8 protein-coding genes and 2 pseudogenes are annotated in these 17,492 nt (G+C 41.5%); 8 read left to right on the top strand and 2 right to left on the bottom strand.

Annotated elements, in window-relative coordinates:
* Positions 1 to 157 precede the first annotated feature (157 nt).
* The 4 genes and pseudogenes from ANSO36C_RS11025 to ANSO36C_RS11040 all read left to right on the top strand — a co-directional run bounded on the left by ANSO36C_RS11025 (position 158) and on the right by ANSO36C_RS11040 (position 9,731).
* Positions 158 to 4,904 (top strand): annotated as a pseudogene (locus ANSO36C_RS11025) (PfaB family protein).
* 270 nt (positions 4,905 to 5,174) lie between these two features.
* Positions 5,175 to 6,851 carry a PfaD family polyunsaturated fatty acid/polyketide biosynthesis protein gene (locus ANSO36C_RS11030; protein ID WP_251959569.1) on the top strand — a complete coding sequence of 559 codons (1,677 nt, stop codon included), beginning with the start codon at positions 5,175 to 5,177 and terminating at the stop codon, positions 6,849 to 6,851.
* A gap of 2 nt (positions 6,852 to 6,853) precedes the next feature.
* A complete protein-coding gene (locus ANSO36C_RS11035; protein WP_251959570.1) occupies positions 6,854 to 8,368 on the top strand; it encodes a thioester reductase domain-containing protein in 1,515 nt (504 codons plus the stop codon).
* A gap of 558 nt (positions 8,369 to 8,926) precedes the next feature.
* Positions 8,927 to 9,731: pseudogene (locus tag ANSO36C_RS11040) on the top strand (SDR family NAD(P)-dependent oxidoreductase).
* Between the two features lie 52 nt (positions 9,732 to 9,783).
* Here ANSO36C_RS11040 and hetI read toward each other — a convergent pair.
* Positions 9,784 to 10,500: a 4'-phosphopantetheinyl transferase HetI gene (gene hetI, locus ANSO36C_RS11045; RefSeq protein ID WP_251959571.1), complete on the bottom strand. Its 717-nt coding sequence runs from the start codon at positions 10,498 to 10,500 to the stop codon at positions 9,784 to 9,786.
* Positions 10,501 to 10,992: 492 nt separating this feature from the next.
* Between hetI and ANSO36C_RS11050 the strand changes: the two genes are divergently transcribed.
* Positions 10,993 to 11,160 carry a hypothetical protein gene (locus ANSO36C_RS11050; protein ID WP_176727194.1) on the top strand — a complete coding sequence of 56 codons (168 nt, stop codon included), beginning with the start codon at positions 10,993 to 10,995 and terminating at the stop codon, positions 11,158 to 11,160.
* A 91-nt stretch (positions 11,161 to 11,251) separates the two neighbouring features.
* Here ANSO36C_RS11050 and ANSO36C_RS11055 read toward each other — a convergent pair whose 3' ends face one another.
* Positions 11,252 to 12,316 carry a YheT family hydrolase gene (locus ANSO36C_RS11055; protein ID WP_251959572.1) on the bottom strand — a complete coding sequence of 355 codons (1,065 nt, stop codon included), beginning with the start codon at positions 12,314 to 12,316 and terminating at the stop codon, positions 11,252 to 11,254.
* Positions 12,317 to 12,472: 156 nt separating this feature from the next.
* Here ANSO36C_RS11055 and ANSO36C_RS11060 point away from each other — a divergent pair, with 156 nt between their 5' ends.
* The 3 genes from ANSO36C_RS11060 (at position 12,473) to ANSO36C_RS11070 (ending at position 17,407) form a co-directional block, all read left to right on the top strand.
* Complete coding sequence (locus ANSO36C_RS11060) at positions 12,473 to 13,216, top strand: response regulator transcription factor (protein WP_251959573.1); 744 nt, start codon at positions 12,473 to 12,475, stop codon at positions 13,214 to 13,216.
* A 971-nt stretch (positions 13,217 to 14,187) separates the two neighbouring features.
* On the top strand, positions 14,188 to 15,888 hold the full coding sequence (bicA, locus tag ANSO36C_RS11065) for a bicarbonate transporter BicA (RefSeq protein ID WP_251959574.1): 1,701 nt from the start codon (positions 14,188 to 14,190) through the stop codon (positions 15,886 to 15,888).
* A gap of 103 nt (positions 15,889 to 15,991) precedes the next feature.
* Entirely contained in the window at positions 15,992 to 17,407 is a 1,416-nt protein-coding gene (locus ANSO36C_RS11070; protein WP_251959575.1) for a cation:proton antiporter, read from the top strand.
* Positions 17,408 to 17,492 lie beyond the last annotated feature (85 nt).

Genomic DNA, 17,492 nt, shown 5'->3' on the forward strand with positions numbered 1-17,492 from the left:
GGAAACGCAAAGGGGCGCAGAGAATTTACTACGAACTATCAAAGCTAGCTTAATCTTAGGATTGCTATAACTTGCCTCGTTCAAAGTTTGGGGAACAGCGTAAATCCTGCCTGTTAAATATCTCTTGCTAAATACCCAAACTCGGAGCATATAAATCGTGGAAAAAATAGCCATCATCGCATTATCATGCCTATTCCCCGATGCAAAAAATCCTGAAGAATACTGGCAAAATATCGTTAATCAAAAAGATTCGACATCCTCTGCAACCGCCGAAGAAATCGGAGTAGATCCGACAATCTTTCACAATCCAGTTAAAGGTACACCAGACAAAACTTATTCCCTTAAAGGCGGTTACATCCGCAACTTCCAGTTTAATCCATCTGAATACAATCTACCATCAGAATTTGTTGCTGGTTTAGATAATACCTTCAAATGGTCATTGTATGCAGCTAAACAAGCAATCGAACAAAGTGGTTATTGGGGTAATCAAAATGTCCTTGCAAAATGTGGCGTAATTTTAGGTAATTTGTCATTCCCGACAAAATTATCTAATCAATTATTCTCTCCAATTTACCAGCAAGCCATTAATCCTGCTGTTAGAGAACTTTTGCAGTATGAAGACTTTAATTTAGCTGTCCCAAGTGCAACTAAAGCGTCTTTATACAATGCGATGATATCTGGTTTACCAGCATCGATAGTTGCTCAAGCTCTATCTCTATCCCAGATTAATTTATGTCTGGATGCTGCTTGTTCTTCCTCATTTTATGCGATTAAATTAGCATCTCATTACTTATGGTCACACAAAGCTGATGTCATGCTAGCTGGAGCCATCAGTTGTGCAGATTCCTTATTCGTGCGGATGTTATTTTCCGGTGTTCAAGGGTATGCAGAAAACGGTATCAGCCGTCCCTTAGATAAGTCATCTAGAGGATTAATCCCCGCCGATGGTGTTGGGATGGTAATGCTGAAGAGATATTCTGATGCCGTCAGAGATGGTGATAATATTCTTGCCACTATCTGCGGTAATGGACTCTCCAATGATGGCAAGGGGAAACATTTACTGAGTCCAAATCCTAAAGGACAAGTCCTAGCTTTTGAACGAGCCTATAATGAGGCGAATTTTAGTCCAAAAACTATTGATTATCTAGAGTGTCACGCCACTGGCACATTATTAGGAGATACAACCGAATTCAACTCCATCGAAACATTCTTTGGTCAAAACCAAGCTGCGCCTCTGGTAGGTTCTGCTAAGGCAAATACTGGTCACTTACTAACTGCTGCTGGCATGGTTGGCTTGACTAAGGTGATTTTGAGTATGTCGCATGGTGTAATTCCAGCAACCATGAATGTTTCTGAACCTTTAACTTCAGAAAAAGGTACAATTTCCGCCAACAAAATTGTTAGAACAGCTACAGCATGGCCTAATAATAACGCACCAATTAAACGGGCAGCTATCAGTGCTTTGGTTTTGGCGGCACTAATTCTCATCTGATTTTAGAACAAGGAAATACAACACAATCAGTTGAATCAACTCCCCCTGTTCCACCTACCAAAATTGCTATTGTCGGCATGGATGCCTTTTTTGGTAACTGCAATGGTTTAGATGCTTTTGAACGCAGTATTTATGATGGAACACAGCATTTTACTTCTCTACCGCCTCAAAGATGGCATGGTATAGAAAATCAAGAAAGTGTTCTGAAAGAATACGGTTTAGCAGATGGAAAAGCGCCAGTTGGGGCATACATCAAAGATTTTGAAATCGATACTTTATCGTGCAAAATCCCACCGAATGAAATTGAGAAATTAAATCCACAACAATTGTTGCTTCTGAAGGTTAGCGATCGCGCCGTCAAAGATGCGAAACTACAGGAGGGTGGCAATGTGGCTGTGATTGTCGCCGCCGAGACAGAATTCTCTGTGCATCAGCTACAGCAAAGATGGAATCTATCTTGGCAAGTTAAGGACGGCTTGCTCAACCAAGGAATTTCTCTACCTGCCCAACAGCTTTCTCAACTGGAAACCATTGTTAAAGATAGCATTCACCAACCAGTAGAAATCGGCGAATATGTCAGTCACATCGCCAACATCATGGCAAGCCGAATTTCTGCTTTATGGAATTTCACTGGTCCTGCATTCACCGTCAGCGCCGGCGAGAATTCTGCCCTCAAAGCGTTGGAAATTGCCCAAATGCTACTCGCTACGGGAGAAGTTGATGCGGTGGTTGTGGGTGCGGTAGATTTAGCCGGTGGTGTAGAAAACGTTTTATTCCGCAGCCAATTTGCACCAATTAATACGGGTGTCAACACGTTGGGTTATGACCAACAAGCTAATGGCTGGACGGTTGGCGAAGGTGCGGGTGCTGTCGTCCTCAAGCGCTACGAAGCTGCTAAAGAGGATAATGAACGCATCTATGCAGTAATTGATGCCATGAGTTTCGCACAAGGTAATTCTACTTTGAGTGATGCTTTGGTAAAACCTGATGCTTCAGCTATCAGTGATGTCTGTAAACAAGCTTTCGAGATGGCAGAGATTCAACCCACAGAGGTTAACTATGTGGAAGTCTTCGGTAGTGGCGTTCCCCAGGAAGATGAAGCCGAAATCACAGGTTTGCTGCAAGCTTATCCGAAAGTGGGCAATGGTCTGCATTGTGCATTAGGTAGCGTCAAAGCCAATATCGGCCACACCTATACAGCATCGGGAATTGCTAGCTTAATCAAAACCGCCCTCTGTCTTTATTACAGGTATATTCCTGCCACCCCCAAATGGTCTGGTGTCAAAACACCGCAAGTATGGGAAGGTAGCCCTTTCTATGTGGCGATGGAATCAAGACCTTGGTTTGTCGATAAAGGCGGCACACGCAGAATAGCAGCAATTAATAGCATGGGTATAGATGGCAGTTACGCCCATTTAATCTTGTCGGAGGAACCCAGCCAAGAGGAACGCGACAACAGATATTTGCAACAAATGCCCTTTCATCTGTTTCCTATCGCAGTTAGCGATCGCACCACCATCTCCGATCTTCTCAACAATCTCCAAAATACCATAGAAGCGAGTTCTTCTTTATCAGCTACCGCCAGCGAGACATTCGCTAGCTTTCAACAGCACTCTAATCCAAAATACGTCTTATCAATTACAGGACGTAACAAAAAAGATTTACTCAAAGAAATTGAATCTGCCCGTAAAGGTATAAACAATGCCTTTGAAAACGGCACAGATTGGCAAACGCCACTAGGAAGTTATTTCACAGCAAAACCATTGGGTAAAACTGGAGCCGTTGCTTACGTTTATCCCGCAGCAGTCAATTCTTATATTGGCATTGGTCGCAGTGTCTTCCGGTTATTTCCGAAAGTATTCGAGGACTTAAAAAGTAACAATCTCTACAATCGGGCTGCCGATGTTGAAAAACTAGTTTATCCCAGAAGTTTACCTAAATTGACAACCAGACAATTAGAAACTCTCGAAAAGCAATTGTTAGATGATTCATTGGCAATGTTTGAAAGTGAAATTGCCTTTGCTAGATACATGACAGCAATTTTCCGAGATGATTTTAAAGTCAAGCCGCAATCTGTATTTGGGTATAGCTTGGGTGAAACTAGTATGATGGTTGCCCAAGGAGTTTGGAGTGATTTTGAGGGCGGAAGTAACACCTTAAACTCATCACCTTTATTTGGCGATAAGTTATCTGGGCCGAAAAATGCAGTGCGTGAATATTGGGGATTAACAGATTCGCCAAACAACAATCTTTGGAATACCTATGTTCTCATGGCTACTCCATCCCAAGTTAGAGAATGCCTGAAACAAGAGAACCGCGTCTACTTAACTCAAATTAACACACCAGAAGAAGTGTTAATTGCTGGTGATGATGCCGCCTGTAAGCGAGTGATTGCAACTTTAGGTTGTAATGCTTTCCCCGCGCCCTTCGACCATGTGATACATTGTGAAGCGATGCGATCGCAGTTCGAGGAAATCAAGAAGGTAAACAGCTTACCATCACAAAATCTTCCTGGGATTGTGTTTTATTCAGCCGCCGACTATCAACCAGTTGCACTTGAAAGAGATACCATTGCTCACAACATCGCCAAAGGATTGTGCCAAGAACTTGATTTTCCGCAATTAGTTAATCGTGTCTACGGCGATGGAGTCAAAATATTTCTAGAAGCGGGTGCCGGTAGTGTCTGTTCCCGATGGATTGACAAAATTCTGGGCAACAAAGAACATATCACAGTTTCTCTGAATCGTAGGGGAATGGATGACCATGCTTCAATGGTCAAAGCATTAGCAAAATTACTCAGTCATCAGGTGAACGTGGATTTATCACCGTTGTATAGCAAAGCCCAAGACACTGCTAATTCAAATAAAGTAACATTGAGAACAGTTATCTTGGGTGGAAAAGCGATCGCTGCTACAATTTTGAGTGAAGAAAATCGCAAACTTGTTGAAGATTTTGCTGGGGATCTTAGGAGCGAACGCTTCAAAATACAGCATCCAAAGATACCTAATCTCCAACAATCTGAAATCACAGATTTTCTTAACACTTCCAACCAAATAACCCAACAAGAAAGTCATTTCCCAAACATTTTATCTCAGCCAGAAGAAGTAAAACCGAAAAATATCATTGATAACGTTTTTGAACCGAGAGAACAATTACAATCTTCTGAGTCAAGCGCAATTGGGCAGCAAATCCTCTTTCTTCGCCATCTGTCATCACTAAAAAAATTAGTAGCATCATCAGCATGTTCGATTTAAATAAGACCCAGTATCAAAAGCTCAATGCTAATAATTCAAAGATAACTAAAGCACACACAGCCTTCTTACAAGCTAGACAAGATTACAGTCAGCAAATGAGCGAAATCATTCAATTGCAACTAGCTTGTGCCCAAAACTTGCTTAACGAAGAATCTTAATATTTCATACCAATTCTCTCTCAACTTGCACTGCTTAATTCTTAACTTATCTCTTCCTTCGCGCCCTTTGCATCATTCTCTAACGAGACGCTGCGCGAACGCGGTTCGTTTAAAAATTATTACGTGCATCTCCCAGAGAATTGGTATTAGTCTCTTACTCTGTGCCCTCTGCGCCTCTGCGGTAGCCTGTGGCAAGCCGAAGCGTCTACGTTAACAGAGTCTACACCCTTCATATAATCCATTGTTTGTATAATCCGAGGGATAACTACCGTGACAACCGTAGATACGGTACTAAGTAAACACGATAATGGTCTTAACTTCTCCACTTGGTCATATAACAAAAACCAAGTTTGGAAAGGTTCTTTAGAAACAATATCTTTCGAGAAACAAACCATCAAAGATAAATTGATGGTATTAAATAAACCCTGCTACATCGTGAAAGTTGCCGGAAAAATCGGTGTCACTAATGAGGGTTATTTATCCCCTGGTGATAATGGCACAACAGCACAAGTAGAACTTTTAACATTTGCAGCCCCAATCCGCATTCAACAATTTGGAGATCCCACTTTTCTCTCCTCTCATGGAGTAAAATATGCCTACGTTACCGGCGCAATGGCTGGCGGAATTGCTTCCGAAGAAATGGTCATTGCACTCGGAAAAGAACAAATTTTAAGCTCCTTTGGTGCAGGTGGTTTAACTCCAGAACGTTTGGAAGCAGCCATCAATCGCATTCAACAAGCCTTACCTCAAGGGCCTTACGCATTTAATCTAATCCACAGCCCCAACGAACCTGCGATTGAACGCCGCGCCGTAGATTTATATCTCAAATATCAAGTGAGAACAGTAGAAGCATCTGCATTTCTCGACTTGACACCCAACATTGTTTATTACCGTGTTGCTGGATTGAGCTTAAATAGCAGCAATCAAATTGAAATCAAAAATAAAATCATTGCGAAAATTTCTCGCCGAGAAGTTGCGACTAAATTTTTGCAACCAGCACCAGCCAGAATCCTCAAAGAACTTCTTGAACAAGGGTTAATTACCGAGTTACAAGCAACTCTCGCAGCCAAAGTTCCAATGGCTGATGATATTACCGTCGAGGCTGATTCTGGAGGTCATACAGATAACCGTCCCTTGGTTTGTGTGTTACCTTCTATTATTGCCTTGCGAGATGAAATTCAAGCCCAATATCATTACCAAACACCCATTAGAATCGGTGTAGCAGGAGGAATTGGCACACCACAATCAGCATTAGCAGCTTTCATGATGGGTGCTGCTTATATAATGACTGGTTCCATCAATCAATCATGTGTTGAATCTGGGGCTTGTGAACATACCAAAAAGTTATTAGCCCAAGCAGAAATGGCTGATATGATAATGGCTCCAGCAGCAGATATGTTTGAAATGGGAGTCAAATTACAAGTTCTCAAACGGGGTACAATGTTCCCCATGCGAGCGCAGAAATTATTTGAACTCTATCGTGCTTATGATTCCATTGAAAGCATCCCCCTTGCAGAAAGAGAAAAATTAGAAAAACAAGTTTTTCGCAAAACTATTGCTGAAGTATGGGAAGGAACTGCGGCTTATTTGTCCCAAAAGAATCCTGAGAAACTTGGGAAAGCAGTTAATAATCCTAAACTGAAAATGGCGTTGATTTTCCGATGGTATTTAGGATTATCTTCTCGCTGGTCTAGTTCTGGTGAAAAAGGTAGAGAAGTCGATTATCAAATTTGGTGTGGCCCGGCAATGGGCGGTTTCAATGACTGGGTACGCGGTTCTTATTTATCTGAACCAAATAATCGTGGTGTAGTCGATGTTGCTAATCAAATTATGACTGGTGCAGCCTTTTTGTATCGCGTCCAAAATTTGAAAATTCAAGGACTGCAAGCTTCCGATTATTACAGTCAATATCACCCTGTTCGTTCTACATCATTGTTGGAGATTTAAAAATGACTATAAAACAGTCTTTCACAGCAGACGATATTCAAATATTTTTGATATCTAACTTAGCTAAGTTGCTAGGAGTTGCAACTGATGAAATAGATGTCAAAGAACATTTAGAAAACTACGGTTTGGATTCAGCCCAAGCGATGATTCTAGTCAGTAACTTAGAAAAGTTACTCGGATTTCAACCATCTCCGTTACTGCTGTGGCATTATCCAAATATTGAAGCTCTTTCACAGCGTTTAGCTGAAGAAGTGCAAGATGGTTCATCAGTTCAAGACACAAAGGTAGTAGCCTCTAATGCCAATACTGCGCCCTCTGTTCTAGATTTAGGTGCTGAGGCTGTTCTTGATCCTACCATCCATCCCGGTGCTGCATCTAATGTAGCTATAGGTGAACCCAAGAACATCTTTTTAACTGGAGGAACAGGCTTTTTAGGAGCTTTCATCATCCGGGAATTGCTACAAGAAACCAATGCGGATATCTATTGTTTAGTGCGTGCCGCTAATGCCGAAGAAGGCAAAAGTAAACTCCAAAAAAATCTAGAACAGTATGCAATTTGGCAGGAAGAATTTAGCTCCAGAATTATTCCGATTGTCGGCGATTTATCTCAGCCTTTGTTAGGTATTGGTTCGGAACAGTTTCAAGTCTTAGCTGCAAATATTGATACCATTTATCATAGTGCTGCTTTATTGAATTATGTTTTCCCATACTCTGCACTGAAAGCAGCCAATGTTTTAGGAACTCAAGAAGTTTTAAGATTGGCTTGTCAAGTTAAAGTCAAGCCTGTACATTACGTTTCTAGTGTGGCTGTTTTTGAATCCACTGCTTATGCTGGCAAGGTTGTCAAAGAACAGGATGAATTCAATCATTGGGAAGGTATTTATCTTGGTTATTCTCAAACGAAATGGGTAGCTGAAAAGTTAGTTAAAATTGCCCGTGACCGTGGACTTCCTGTAACTATTCACAGACCACCACTGATTTCAGGTGATAGCAAAACAGGCATTTGTAACACGCATGACTTTATCAATTTGATGACCAAGGGCTGTCTACAAATGGGATATTTCCCTGATGTAGATTATATGTTGGATATGTCACCTGTGGACTATGTAAGTAAAGCGATCGTTTATCTATCACGCCAAAAAGAATCCATAGGTAAAGCTTTCAATTTACAACATCCCCAACCTGCTGCTTTGAAAATGCTAGTTGAGTGGATACGCTCTTTTGGTTATTCAGTTGAAATGATTCCTTTCGAAAAATGGCAATCAGAGTTAATCAATAATGTGACTTCTGCTGACAATCCTTTATACACTCTGCGACCATTTTTGCTGGAACGTTGGTCTGATGAACAACTGACTATTCCTGATTTGTACTTACAAGCTAGAAGACCCCACATTAGTTGCCAAGATACTCTTCATGCATTGGCAGGTAGTTCTATTGCTTGCCCTCCCATTGACTCTCAATTGTTTATGACTTATACCTCCTACTTGATTCAAAGTGGTTTCTTGAATCTCGCTTAGGAATTTCAACTTGTGTAGGATGTGTTAGGAACGTAACGTATTATCCCGGATACTTTCGGTGCGTTACGGAAGCCGTAACACATCCTACCAAATATTTTTTAGTTCATGTTTTTTACAACACAGTATTACTGAATAGCCAATATTCCAGATGCCAGCAACAACTCATATACTAACAGTGGCAATATAGTTGCCCTGTTTTTTATGCTCAATAATGTAATTTTTTAGTATTCAAGCCTTGACAGAAGAAATTGAGGATAGAATGGTTAGTGTCGGGCATAAAAGTTTGATTTTGCCTGCTGGCTTTTGTAAATAATACTAGGCCAGCGCTAGTAGTTTGAAATAACCAAACTTCTTTAATGCCCCACTTATTCGATGCATAAGTCCTAAATTTGCGTTTGGACAGACACATCTATCCAAGGCATCACACAAGCATTTGAAAGGGTAATAACTTAAGACGTTTATCGTCGGTTGAGATATTACGCGTACTTAATTGTAGAACAAGAACCACTGTAAATGCAACGCAGCTTCATCATTAAATTGAATCGCTAACATTCTTACATGAACACAACACATCAAGGACAGAGCAAAAAAACTGCTCTTATTACTGGCGCAGCCGATGGAATTGGCTACGAATTAGCATGTATTTTTGCTACTCATGATTACAATTTGGTCTTAGTAGACAGAAACGGGCCAAAGCTTGTAGAAATTGCAGTTCAATTCCAAAAAAAATTTGGAATTTTTGTCAAGGCTATTGTTAAGGATTTATCTATATCAACGGCTCCTGAAGAAATTTTTACAGAGTTACAACTCGCCGATATTAATGTTGATGTGCTGGTAAATAATGCCGGATTTGGTATCTATGGATTATTTCACGAAACAGACCTAGCTGCTGAACTGGAAATGCTACAGGTAAATTTGGTGTGTCTTACCCATTTAACCAAGCTATTCCTGAAACACATGGTCAAGCAAGGTGAAGGTAAGATATTAAACGTCTCCTCGGCTGCTGCTTTTCAACCAGGGCCTTTGATGGCGGTTTATTTTGCTACTAAAGCTTATATCTTATCGTTTTCAGAAGCGATCGCTAATGAATTAGAAGGTACTGGTGTCACTGTAACAGTTCTTTGCCCAGGCTCAACCGCATCTGCCTTTCATGAAAGAAACCGGGATGGCTGACTCGAAGTTGCTCAAGGGTAAGCGGATGATGGATGCACGAACAGTAGCCGAAGTTGGTTTTCGTGCCTTAATGAAGGGTCAAACCATTGTCATTCCTGGTTTACTCAATGCAATACTTGCAAAAAGCGTCAGATTTGTACCTAGAAACCTGGTGACAAAAATTGTGAGAAATATGCAGGAAGATAAGTAGGGCATTGGGCATTGGGCATGGGGGAAGAATAACTAATGACAAATGACAAAAGTCAATACTGCCAACACTTCAAACCCCAGCCAAAATTCTCTATCGCAACAGCAGCAACATAGTTGTTAGCAGGTACTAGTTCAAAAAGACTCCAGTCTTCAGTTATCTGTAACTTGGCTGGTTCTGTGGGACTGAGCGACACTTCAATTTGCTCTAACTGGGATAGTCCGTCTCCAGTTGCTTTTAAATAAGCTTCCTTACAAGTCCAGTAACGGAAAAATATCTCTTGCTGTCGGTTGGGAGATTGTCGCAACATATCATATTCTCTCGGCAAAAAGAACCGTTCGGCAAGAGCTTCCAGATCAGACATCGGGCGAATATATTCTAGGTCTACACCAATTGGGCGAGTGCAATTCACCGCACACAAACCCAACCCTTGGGAATGAGACAAGTTAAACGCCAGTCCACTATGGCTAAATTTATCTGCTAATACTGGTTTGCCACGCTGTTGATAATTAAACTGCACTTGTAAGGGCTGGATACCCAAATAGCTACCTAATATAGTTCGCAGAATACCACGACCAGCGATGAAACGCTGTCGATGTTCCTGAAAATAGAACCGTTCAGCACGAGCCGTTTCGTCACTGGAAAGAGTTGCTGCTAAATTTTGCAGTTGTGGTTCCGGTTGGTCAAGGTCTATACGCCAGACATGAATCTCATCCGGTAGCAAAGTTAAATCTGTCGGTGCAGGTAGCCAAATATCATTAGAAGCGGTCATTGAGTCAAAAATTCAAGGGAGTTGTACTTTAATAGTTTGTTTAATTACGACGATATTATGGGTGGATCTGGTTTGACGCTTTAGCATTACTATATACAACTGCGCGTGTTTTTCCTAGAATCTACCATAGGTGTTGTTAGATATTAAGTCTAGCTGTAAACCTAAATACAGGTAGCCGCGAGCGCTTTTGCCAGCTAAATATTATAATTTATTACTCTAGATGTACTCTCCTCAACTCCACATTAAATCCCCTGAGAGAGAATACTTTAAACCCCTTGACAGAGAATTGCAATTTTTTTTTGGCTACAACGTTAGCTATTACAGTTTTACTCAAAGGAACTAATATCAATGTCTGCAAGTATTCTGACGTAGATATCTCTTCACTGGTAAATAGTTTTTATCAGAAAATGTTAAATTTGGAACAAAAAACCCTTGCCAAAGCTTGTTAAAAACCTATTACAACTACTTTTTTATAGAACATAGTGAGGATGAATGATTCTTAATTTGGAGTACTTTGCCTTTTTTATACTGCTACTAGCAGCGCTGCTATCAGCAATTAGGCAAATGAGCGTTGCTTTAGATGAGTTAGATATTGCGCGTTTTACTCTCTGGACAGGCATTGCTTCTGTTCTTGCTGGTTTACCAATGATATTGTGGTAGCTTCTGGATCAATGCCATCCTCTCTATTTTGGGCTTCTAAACAATACGACTCCATCCGTCGAGTATCCTAGCAACTAGAATATCATCTCGCCTACTGTGTTCGTTGTTGCTCTAACCATTGTAAAATCCGATTCCATGCCCACCAAAGATCAGAATCGTTTACTTGACGTTGGCACTCTTTACTGCTCAAGTAGCCAACATGGCCGCCGTATTGAGTGAGAAACAAATCTATTGCGGAATTGCGATCGCACGCTTCTTCTAATTCCGGTATGATACTTGGGTCAAAAAGTGGGTCGTCAGCAGCATATAAGATCAAAGTCGGTTTCAAGATTTGCGGCAATATTTGTAAAGCACTACTAGCTTGGTAATATGCTTCCACAGAAGGAAAACCAAGTTGCTTAATTACCAGTTCATTATCAAAACCCCAAATACTGTTCGCCCGTTCAATCGCCGCAGGGTCAATACTTCCAGGATGGGCATCATGTATTCGCCATGCCAGTTTTTTTAAATTCTGGGCAATCCCCGCTTCCAAATATCTGCCGAAGGGCTTTGTAACTAGATAAGATAGCGATCGCTCCGAATCTAAACTCGGACAAATCACCATACCACCGCCAATATCGCTATCTTCTAGCCCTAAATCTCCATAGTCCCTAATCACCTCACCAGCCACCTTCACCGCCCAGAGTGCCAATTGCCCCCCTAAAGAATACCCTGTAAACCAAAATTTACCCGGACATCCCATCGCCTTAGCTGCGGCGGCGATGCGAACAAAATCTTCCCCCTCATACAAACCATCAGAGGTGAGAGTCGGCGACAAAACGGCCGTTTTGCCGTGGGCACGCCAATCAAATAACACTATTGCGTATCCTTGAGCATAGGCTTTACGTCCTAGCACTCTCAAAAACCATTCCGTCTCTAACTCTCCAGTAATGCCATAAGTACCGATAATCGTGCTGTGAGCATTTTCCGGGATGGCAACCAAGCCAAAAATTGGCACACCTTGACCACCAATGAAGATTTTCTCGTGATAAGACGGTTCTGGGTCTTTAGTAGTACTTTGCCAGTTACGTTTTCCCCACAAAGCGGTGTATACAGTCATCATTAGACCGTTTTGTAAAAACCAAGACGGATTGTAGGGGGGAGTATAACACATCATAGACTATAAGATTTCGTGTAATTGAGTCTTGATTTCACAGTCATTTAATCTTAATATTTATGTAAGATTTAAAAACTTTCTCATCATTGATTCAAAAATCTTTGTATCTATCAAAGGTTGTTAACTATCCTTAATAAGTAGTAATAATTTTTAAGAATGCCGAGGATTCTTGTCATAGACGATGACCCAGCGATTTCAGAACTAGTTGCCGTCAACTTGGAAATGGCTGGCTACGATGTTAGTCAAGCTGAAGACGGCATCAAAGGTCAAGCGCTGGCTCTCCAGCTACAACCAGACTTGATCATGCTCGATTTAATGTTGCCTAGAGTAGATGGGTTTACCGTTTGCCAACGCCTGCGCCGAGACGATCGCACCTCTGAGATTCCCGTGTTAATGTTGACGGCTTTGAGCCAAACTCAGGACAAGGTGGAAGGCTTCAATGCTGGCGCAGATGACTACCTCACCAAACCTTTTGAAGTTGAAGAACTGCTGGCGCGGGTACGGGCACTTTTGCGGCGTACTGACCGCATTCCCCAAGCCGCGAAACACAGTGAGATTCTCAACTATGGCTCATTAACCCTCGTTCCCGAAAGATTTGAGGCAATATGGTTCAATGACACAGTGAAATTGACTCACTTGGAATTTGAGCTACTTCACTGCTTACTGCAACGCCACGGTCAAACAGTTTCTCCTAGCGAAATCCTCAGAGAAGTTTGGGGCTACGATCCTGATGATGACATAGAAACGATTCGAGTGCATATTCGCCACTTGAGAACCAAGCTAGAACCAGATCCTCGCCATCCCCGCTATATTAAGACAGTTTATGGTGCTGGATACTGTCTTGAATTACCCGGTATCCCTCCATCAAACGAAGGGGTTTCAGTAACAGTCGTTGAATGAAATCACGCTAAATACTCTTAACTAAGCCATCACTTAAGCAAGAACTCTGTGTAACTCTTATTCCTTACCGTTTAGTTAAGGTTATTGGTGAGATTTTCAGGTATGTATGTGGAGACGTTGTATTGCAACGTCTCTACAAAAAATGTAATTGACAGGTAAATTATTTTAACAAACTTTGGGGGTTTAAGTCCCCAGCAAGACAGGCAGCCTGTTTTGTGACGGGGTCTAAATCCCCGTCACAAAACGTAATTGCGAATGGGCGAAAAAACGAATTGTTTTAAAGGCAGGATAGCGCAGCGTATACCCTTCGGGACGCTTCGCTTAGAGCGAGTCCGCGAGCGGCGGCAGAGGGCAGATCGCGCAGCGTGTCGTAGACAAGGTTCAATATATTCGGGGATTCAGCACCGTACTTAATTGGGACTACAAAACAAGAAAATTTGGTGGGGGTCTTAAACCCAAGACCCGTTTACTCGCCGCCAGAGAGCAGAAAACAGTGTTCCAACTGAGCTTCCAGCATAGCTGCCCTCTGCCTTAAACCTTTGAAATAATAATTAATATAAACTTTACATAATTGTATTAATTAGTGCAATCAAAGATTAGTCAACAACCATAGCCTTTTATCTATGAAAGCAATTTAATATTTATTTAATATTGAGGTTTGTGAATAAGCAAGATTGACATATAAGGCTGTAAGCTATTATTGATCCCATTAAACTTGACGATAACTAAAACTTGCAATTTTTGTAAGTTTTTCTAATCAAATTTTTGAATTGTTTTAGCCTAAGCCTTCTCTATTGGAAATTCGTATTTGGCGAATCGTCATATAGAAAGGCATTATATTCTGCTGCTTTGCAAAGAATTAAGTTTTCTTTGTCTAATTTTTCATGTCAATAAAACATGAAACTTACTCAAAGTAGCTGGCAATTTTTACAAAACCCAATTTTTGCATTTTTTGTAACTAAAGCCCCAGTATGTCATTGACTAACACAATCAATTTTAGAAACTTACAAGGCGATTTATTCGGTGGTTTAACTGCTGCGATCGTTTCGTTACCTCTAGCGCTGGCATTCGGTGTTGCTTCCGGTGCTGGGCCTGTAGCTGGTCTTTATGGTGCAGTTTGCGTCGGCTTTTTCGCAGCCTTATTTGGTGGGACACCGACCCTAATTTCTGAGCCAACCGGGCCAATGACCGTGGTTATGACTGCAATTGTCGGTTCCATGACCGCAGCTAACCCCGAAAACGGCTTGGCAATGGCATTTACCGTAGTCATGCTAGCGGGAATATTTCAAATCTTTTTTGGGATATTTAAGTTGGGTAAATACATTACCCTCATGCCTTACAGCGTGATTTCTGGGTTTATGTCTGGGATTGGCGTGATTCTGATTATTTTGCAGATTGCTCCTTTTGTCGGACAGCCAAACCCTAAAGGTGGCGTACTGGGGATGGTGCAAAATCTGCCTCAGTTGTTAACTCAGATTAATCCTGCTGAAACAGCTTTGGGCTTGCTAACGCTGGCAATTATTTTCTTCATGCCATCCAAAATCAAGCGCTTTGCTCCTCCGCAGCTGGTGGCATTAATTATCGGAACTATAGTTTCTTTGACCATATTTGGCGGTACGGATATCAGACGAATTGGGGAAATTCCCGTAGGACTGCCCACATTACAATTGCCTGTCTTTACAGCATCCCAAATGACAAAGATGCTTGTTGATGGGGCAATGTTGGGGATGTTGGGTTGTATTGATACTCTACTAACGGCAGTAATTGCAGATAGTTTGACCCGCACTGAACACAAATCTAACAAAGAATTGATTGGTCAAGGTATCGGTAATCTAGTATCTGGTTTGTGTGGTGGGCTACCTGGGGCTGGTGCCACGATGGGAACGGTAGTTAATATCCAAACTGGTGCAAGAACAGCTGTCTCTGGTTTAACTCGCGCATTAATTTTGTTAGTTGTAGTTTTGTGGGCTGCGCGTATCACTCAACCTATCCCAATGGCGGTATTGGCTGGTATTGCTCTCAAGGTGGGGGTTGACATTCTTGATTGGAGCTTCTTGAAACGCGCTCATAAGGTGTCGCTGAAAGGCACAATCATCATGTACGGTGTGTTGTTTTTGACCGTATTTGTTGACTTAATTGTTGCCGTCGGCGTGGGAGTGTTCATTGCTAATATCTTAACTATCGATCGCCTCTCGGAATTACAATCTCAGGAAGTGAAGGTAATTAGCGATGCTGATGATGCAGTTATCTTGGATGACGAAGAGAAAAAATGGCTTGATCTTGGCAATGGACGTATCCTGCTATTTTACCTGAGCGGGCCGATGATTTTTGGAGTATCCAAAGCGATCGCTCGTGAACATTCAGCAATGGCAGACTCTGATGTGCTGATTATGGATTTGACCGATGTACCAATGTTGGGTGTGACTGCTTCTTTGGCAATTGAAAACGCCATCAAAGATGCTAGTGAACAAGGTCGTCATGTGTTAATTGTTGGTGCAACCAGCAAAGTCAAAAAGCGCTTAGACAAGTTTGGCATTTCAAGATTTGTACCAGAGCATTATATGTTTGTAGATCGTATAGATGCACTTAAACAAGCCGTTGCTTTAGTTAATCCTCATGCAGGTTCTGCTAATACTTCTGGTGTTAGTAACTACACTGACACCCATTCGTAAGTTGTAATTCGTAATTAATATTTCGTAATTGGATTATGAATTACGAAATATTAATTACGCTTTTTAATTGGCTCCAAAATGAATCAGAAACACAAGCAAAAACATGATTTTTTCAGAACCAATACTTAATTCGTTTACCTGGTTAAATTTTCTCAACGGAGGTTTACAGTCTCCTTTACTAGCAAAAACTAACGAGGCTGAATATGCTCCTATTGTGCTGACTGGAGTATTGCTAAGTTTAGTAGTCATTTATCTGGCTAGTAAAATTGGTGGCGAATTATTTAGAATGATAGACTTGCCACCTGTATTAGGAGAATTAGTTGGTGGGGTGCTTGTGGGTGCTTCTGCTCTCCATTTGGTCGTGTTTCCCGACAGTGGAGCAGTTGGTAGCGACTCCATTATCATGACTATCCTGCAATTCATTAATAACCTCAGTCCTGATGCCGTCACATCAATCTTTCAAAGCCAGAGTGAGGTTGTTTCTGTGCTTGCCGAACTAGGTGTGATCATTCTGTTATTTGAAATTGGTCTAGAATCAGACTTAAAAGAATTACAGAAAGTCGGTTATCAAGCAACAATTGTTGCTTGTGTTGGGGTAGCTGTTCCTTTTGCAGCTGGCACGGCGGGGTTGATTTTATTGTTTCACGCGCCAGTAATTCCAGCGATTTTTGCAGGTGCAGCGCTCACAGCTACTAGTATTGGGATTACCTCCAAAGTTTTGTCAGAAATTGGGCAGTTAAAATCTCGTGAAGGTCAGATTATTGTTGGTGCAGCGGTAATTGATGACATTTTAGGCATCATTGTATTGGCAGTGGTTGCGAGTCTTGCTAAAACTGGTGAAGTTGATATTTTCAACGTCATTTATTTAATTGTCAGCGCTACAGTCTTTCTCATCGGTTCGATTTTATTAGGGAAATATTTCAATCAGAGTTTTGTTGCTATTGCTGAGAAATTGCAAACGCGAGGCAATTTAATTATTCCAGCATTTATCTTTGCCTTTTTCATGGCTTTTCTGGGTAGTGCCATTCATTTAGAAGCTATCTTAGGCGCATTTGCGGCTGGCTTAGTTTTGGATGAAACGGATAAACGCAAAGAGCTAGATGAGCAGGTTAAACCGGTTGCTGATATCCTAGTACCAGTTTTCTTTGTGACGGTTGGCGCGAAAGTTGATTTAGGCGTTCTTAATCCTTTAGTTCCAGGAAATCGAGAAGGATTAATTATTGCTATCTTCTTAATGTTGGTAGCAATTCTCGGTAAAGTTGTCACAGGTTGGGCGGTTTTTGGTCAACCTGGAATTAATCGGTTAGCCGTTGGTGTGGGGATGATTCCCCGTGGCGAAGTTGGGTTAGTGTTTGCCGCCATTGGTGCAGCTAGTGGTACTCTGGATAAACCATTACAAGCTGCGATCGTTATTATGGTGATTTTGACAACCTTCTTAGCACCGCCTTTATTGCGGTTTGCATTCAAACAATCACCAGAAGAAAAAGAATCTTTAGAGAAAGCCAATGTAATCGGCTAGTTACTTTTACCTTTAGAGGTTGTTTGAAAAGTTTTAGGCTGTGATTTTAGGTACTTATTGATCCCCCCTAACCCCCCTTCAAAAG

The organism is Nostoc cf. commune SO-36 (genome assembly GCF_023734775.1).
Classification (GTDB): domain Bacteria; phylum Cyanobacteriota; class Cyanobacteriia; order Cyanobacteriales; family Nostocaceae; genus Nostoc; species Nostoc commune_A.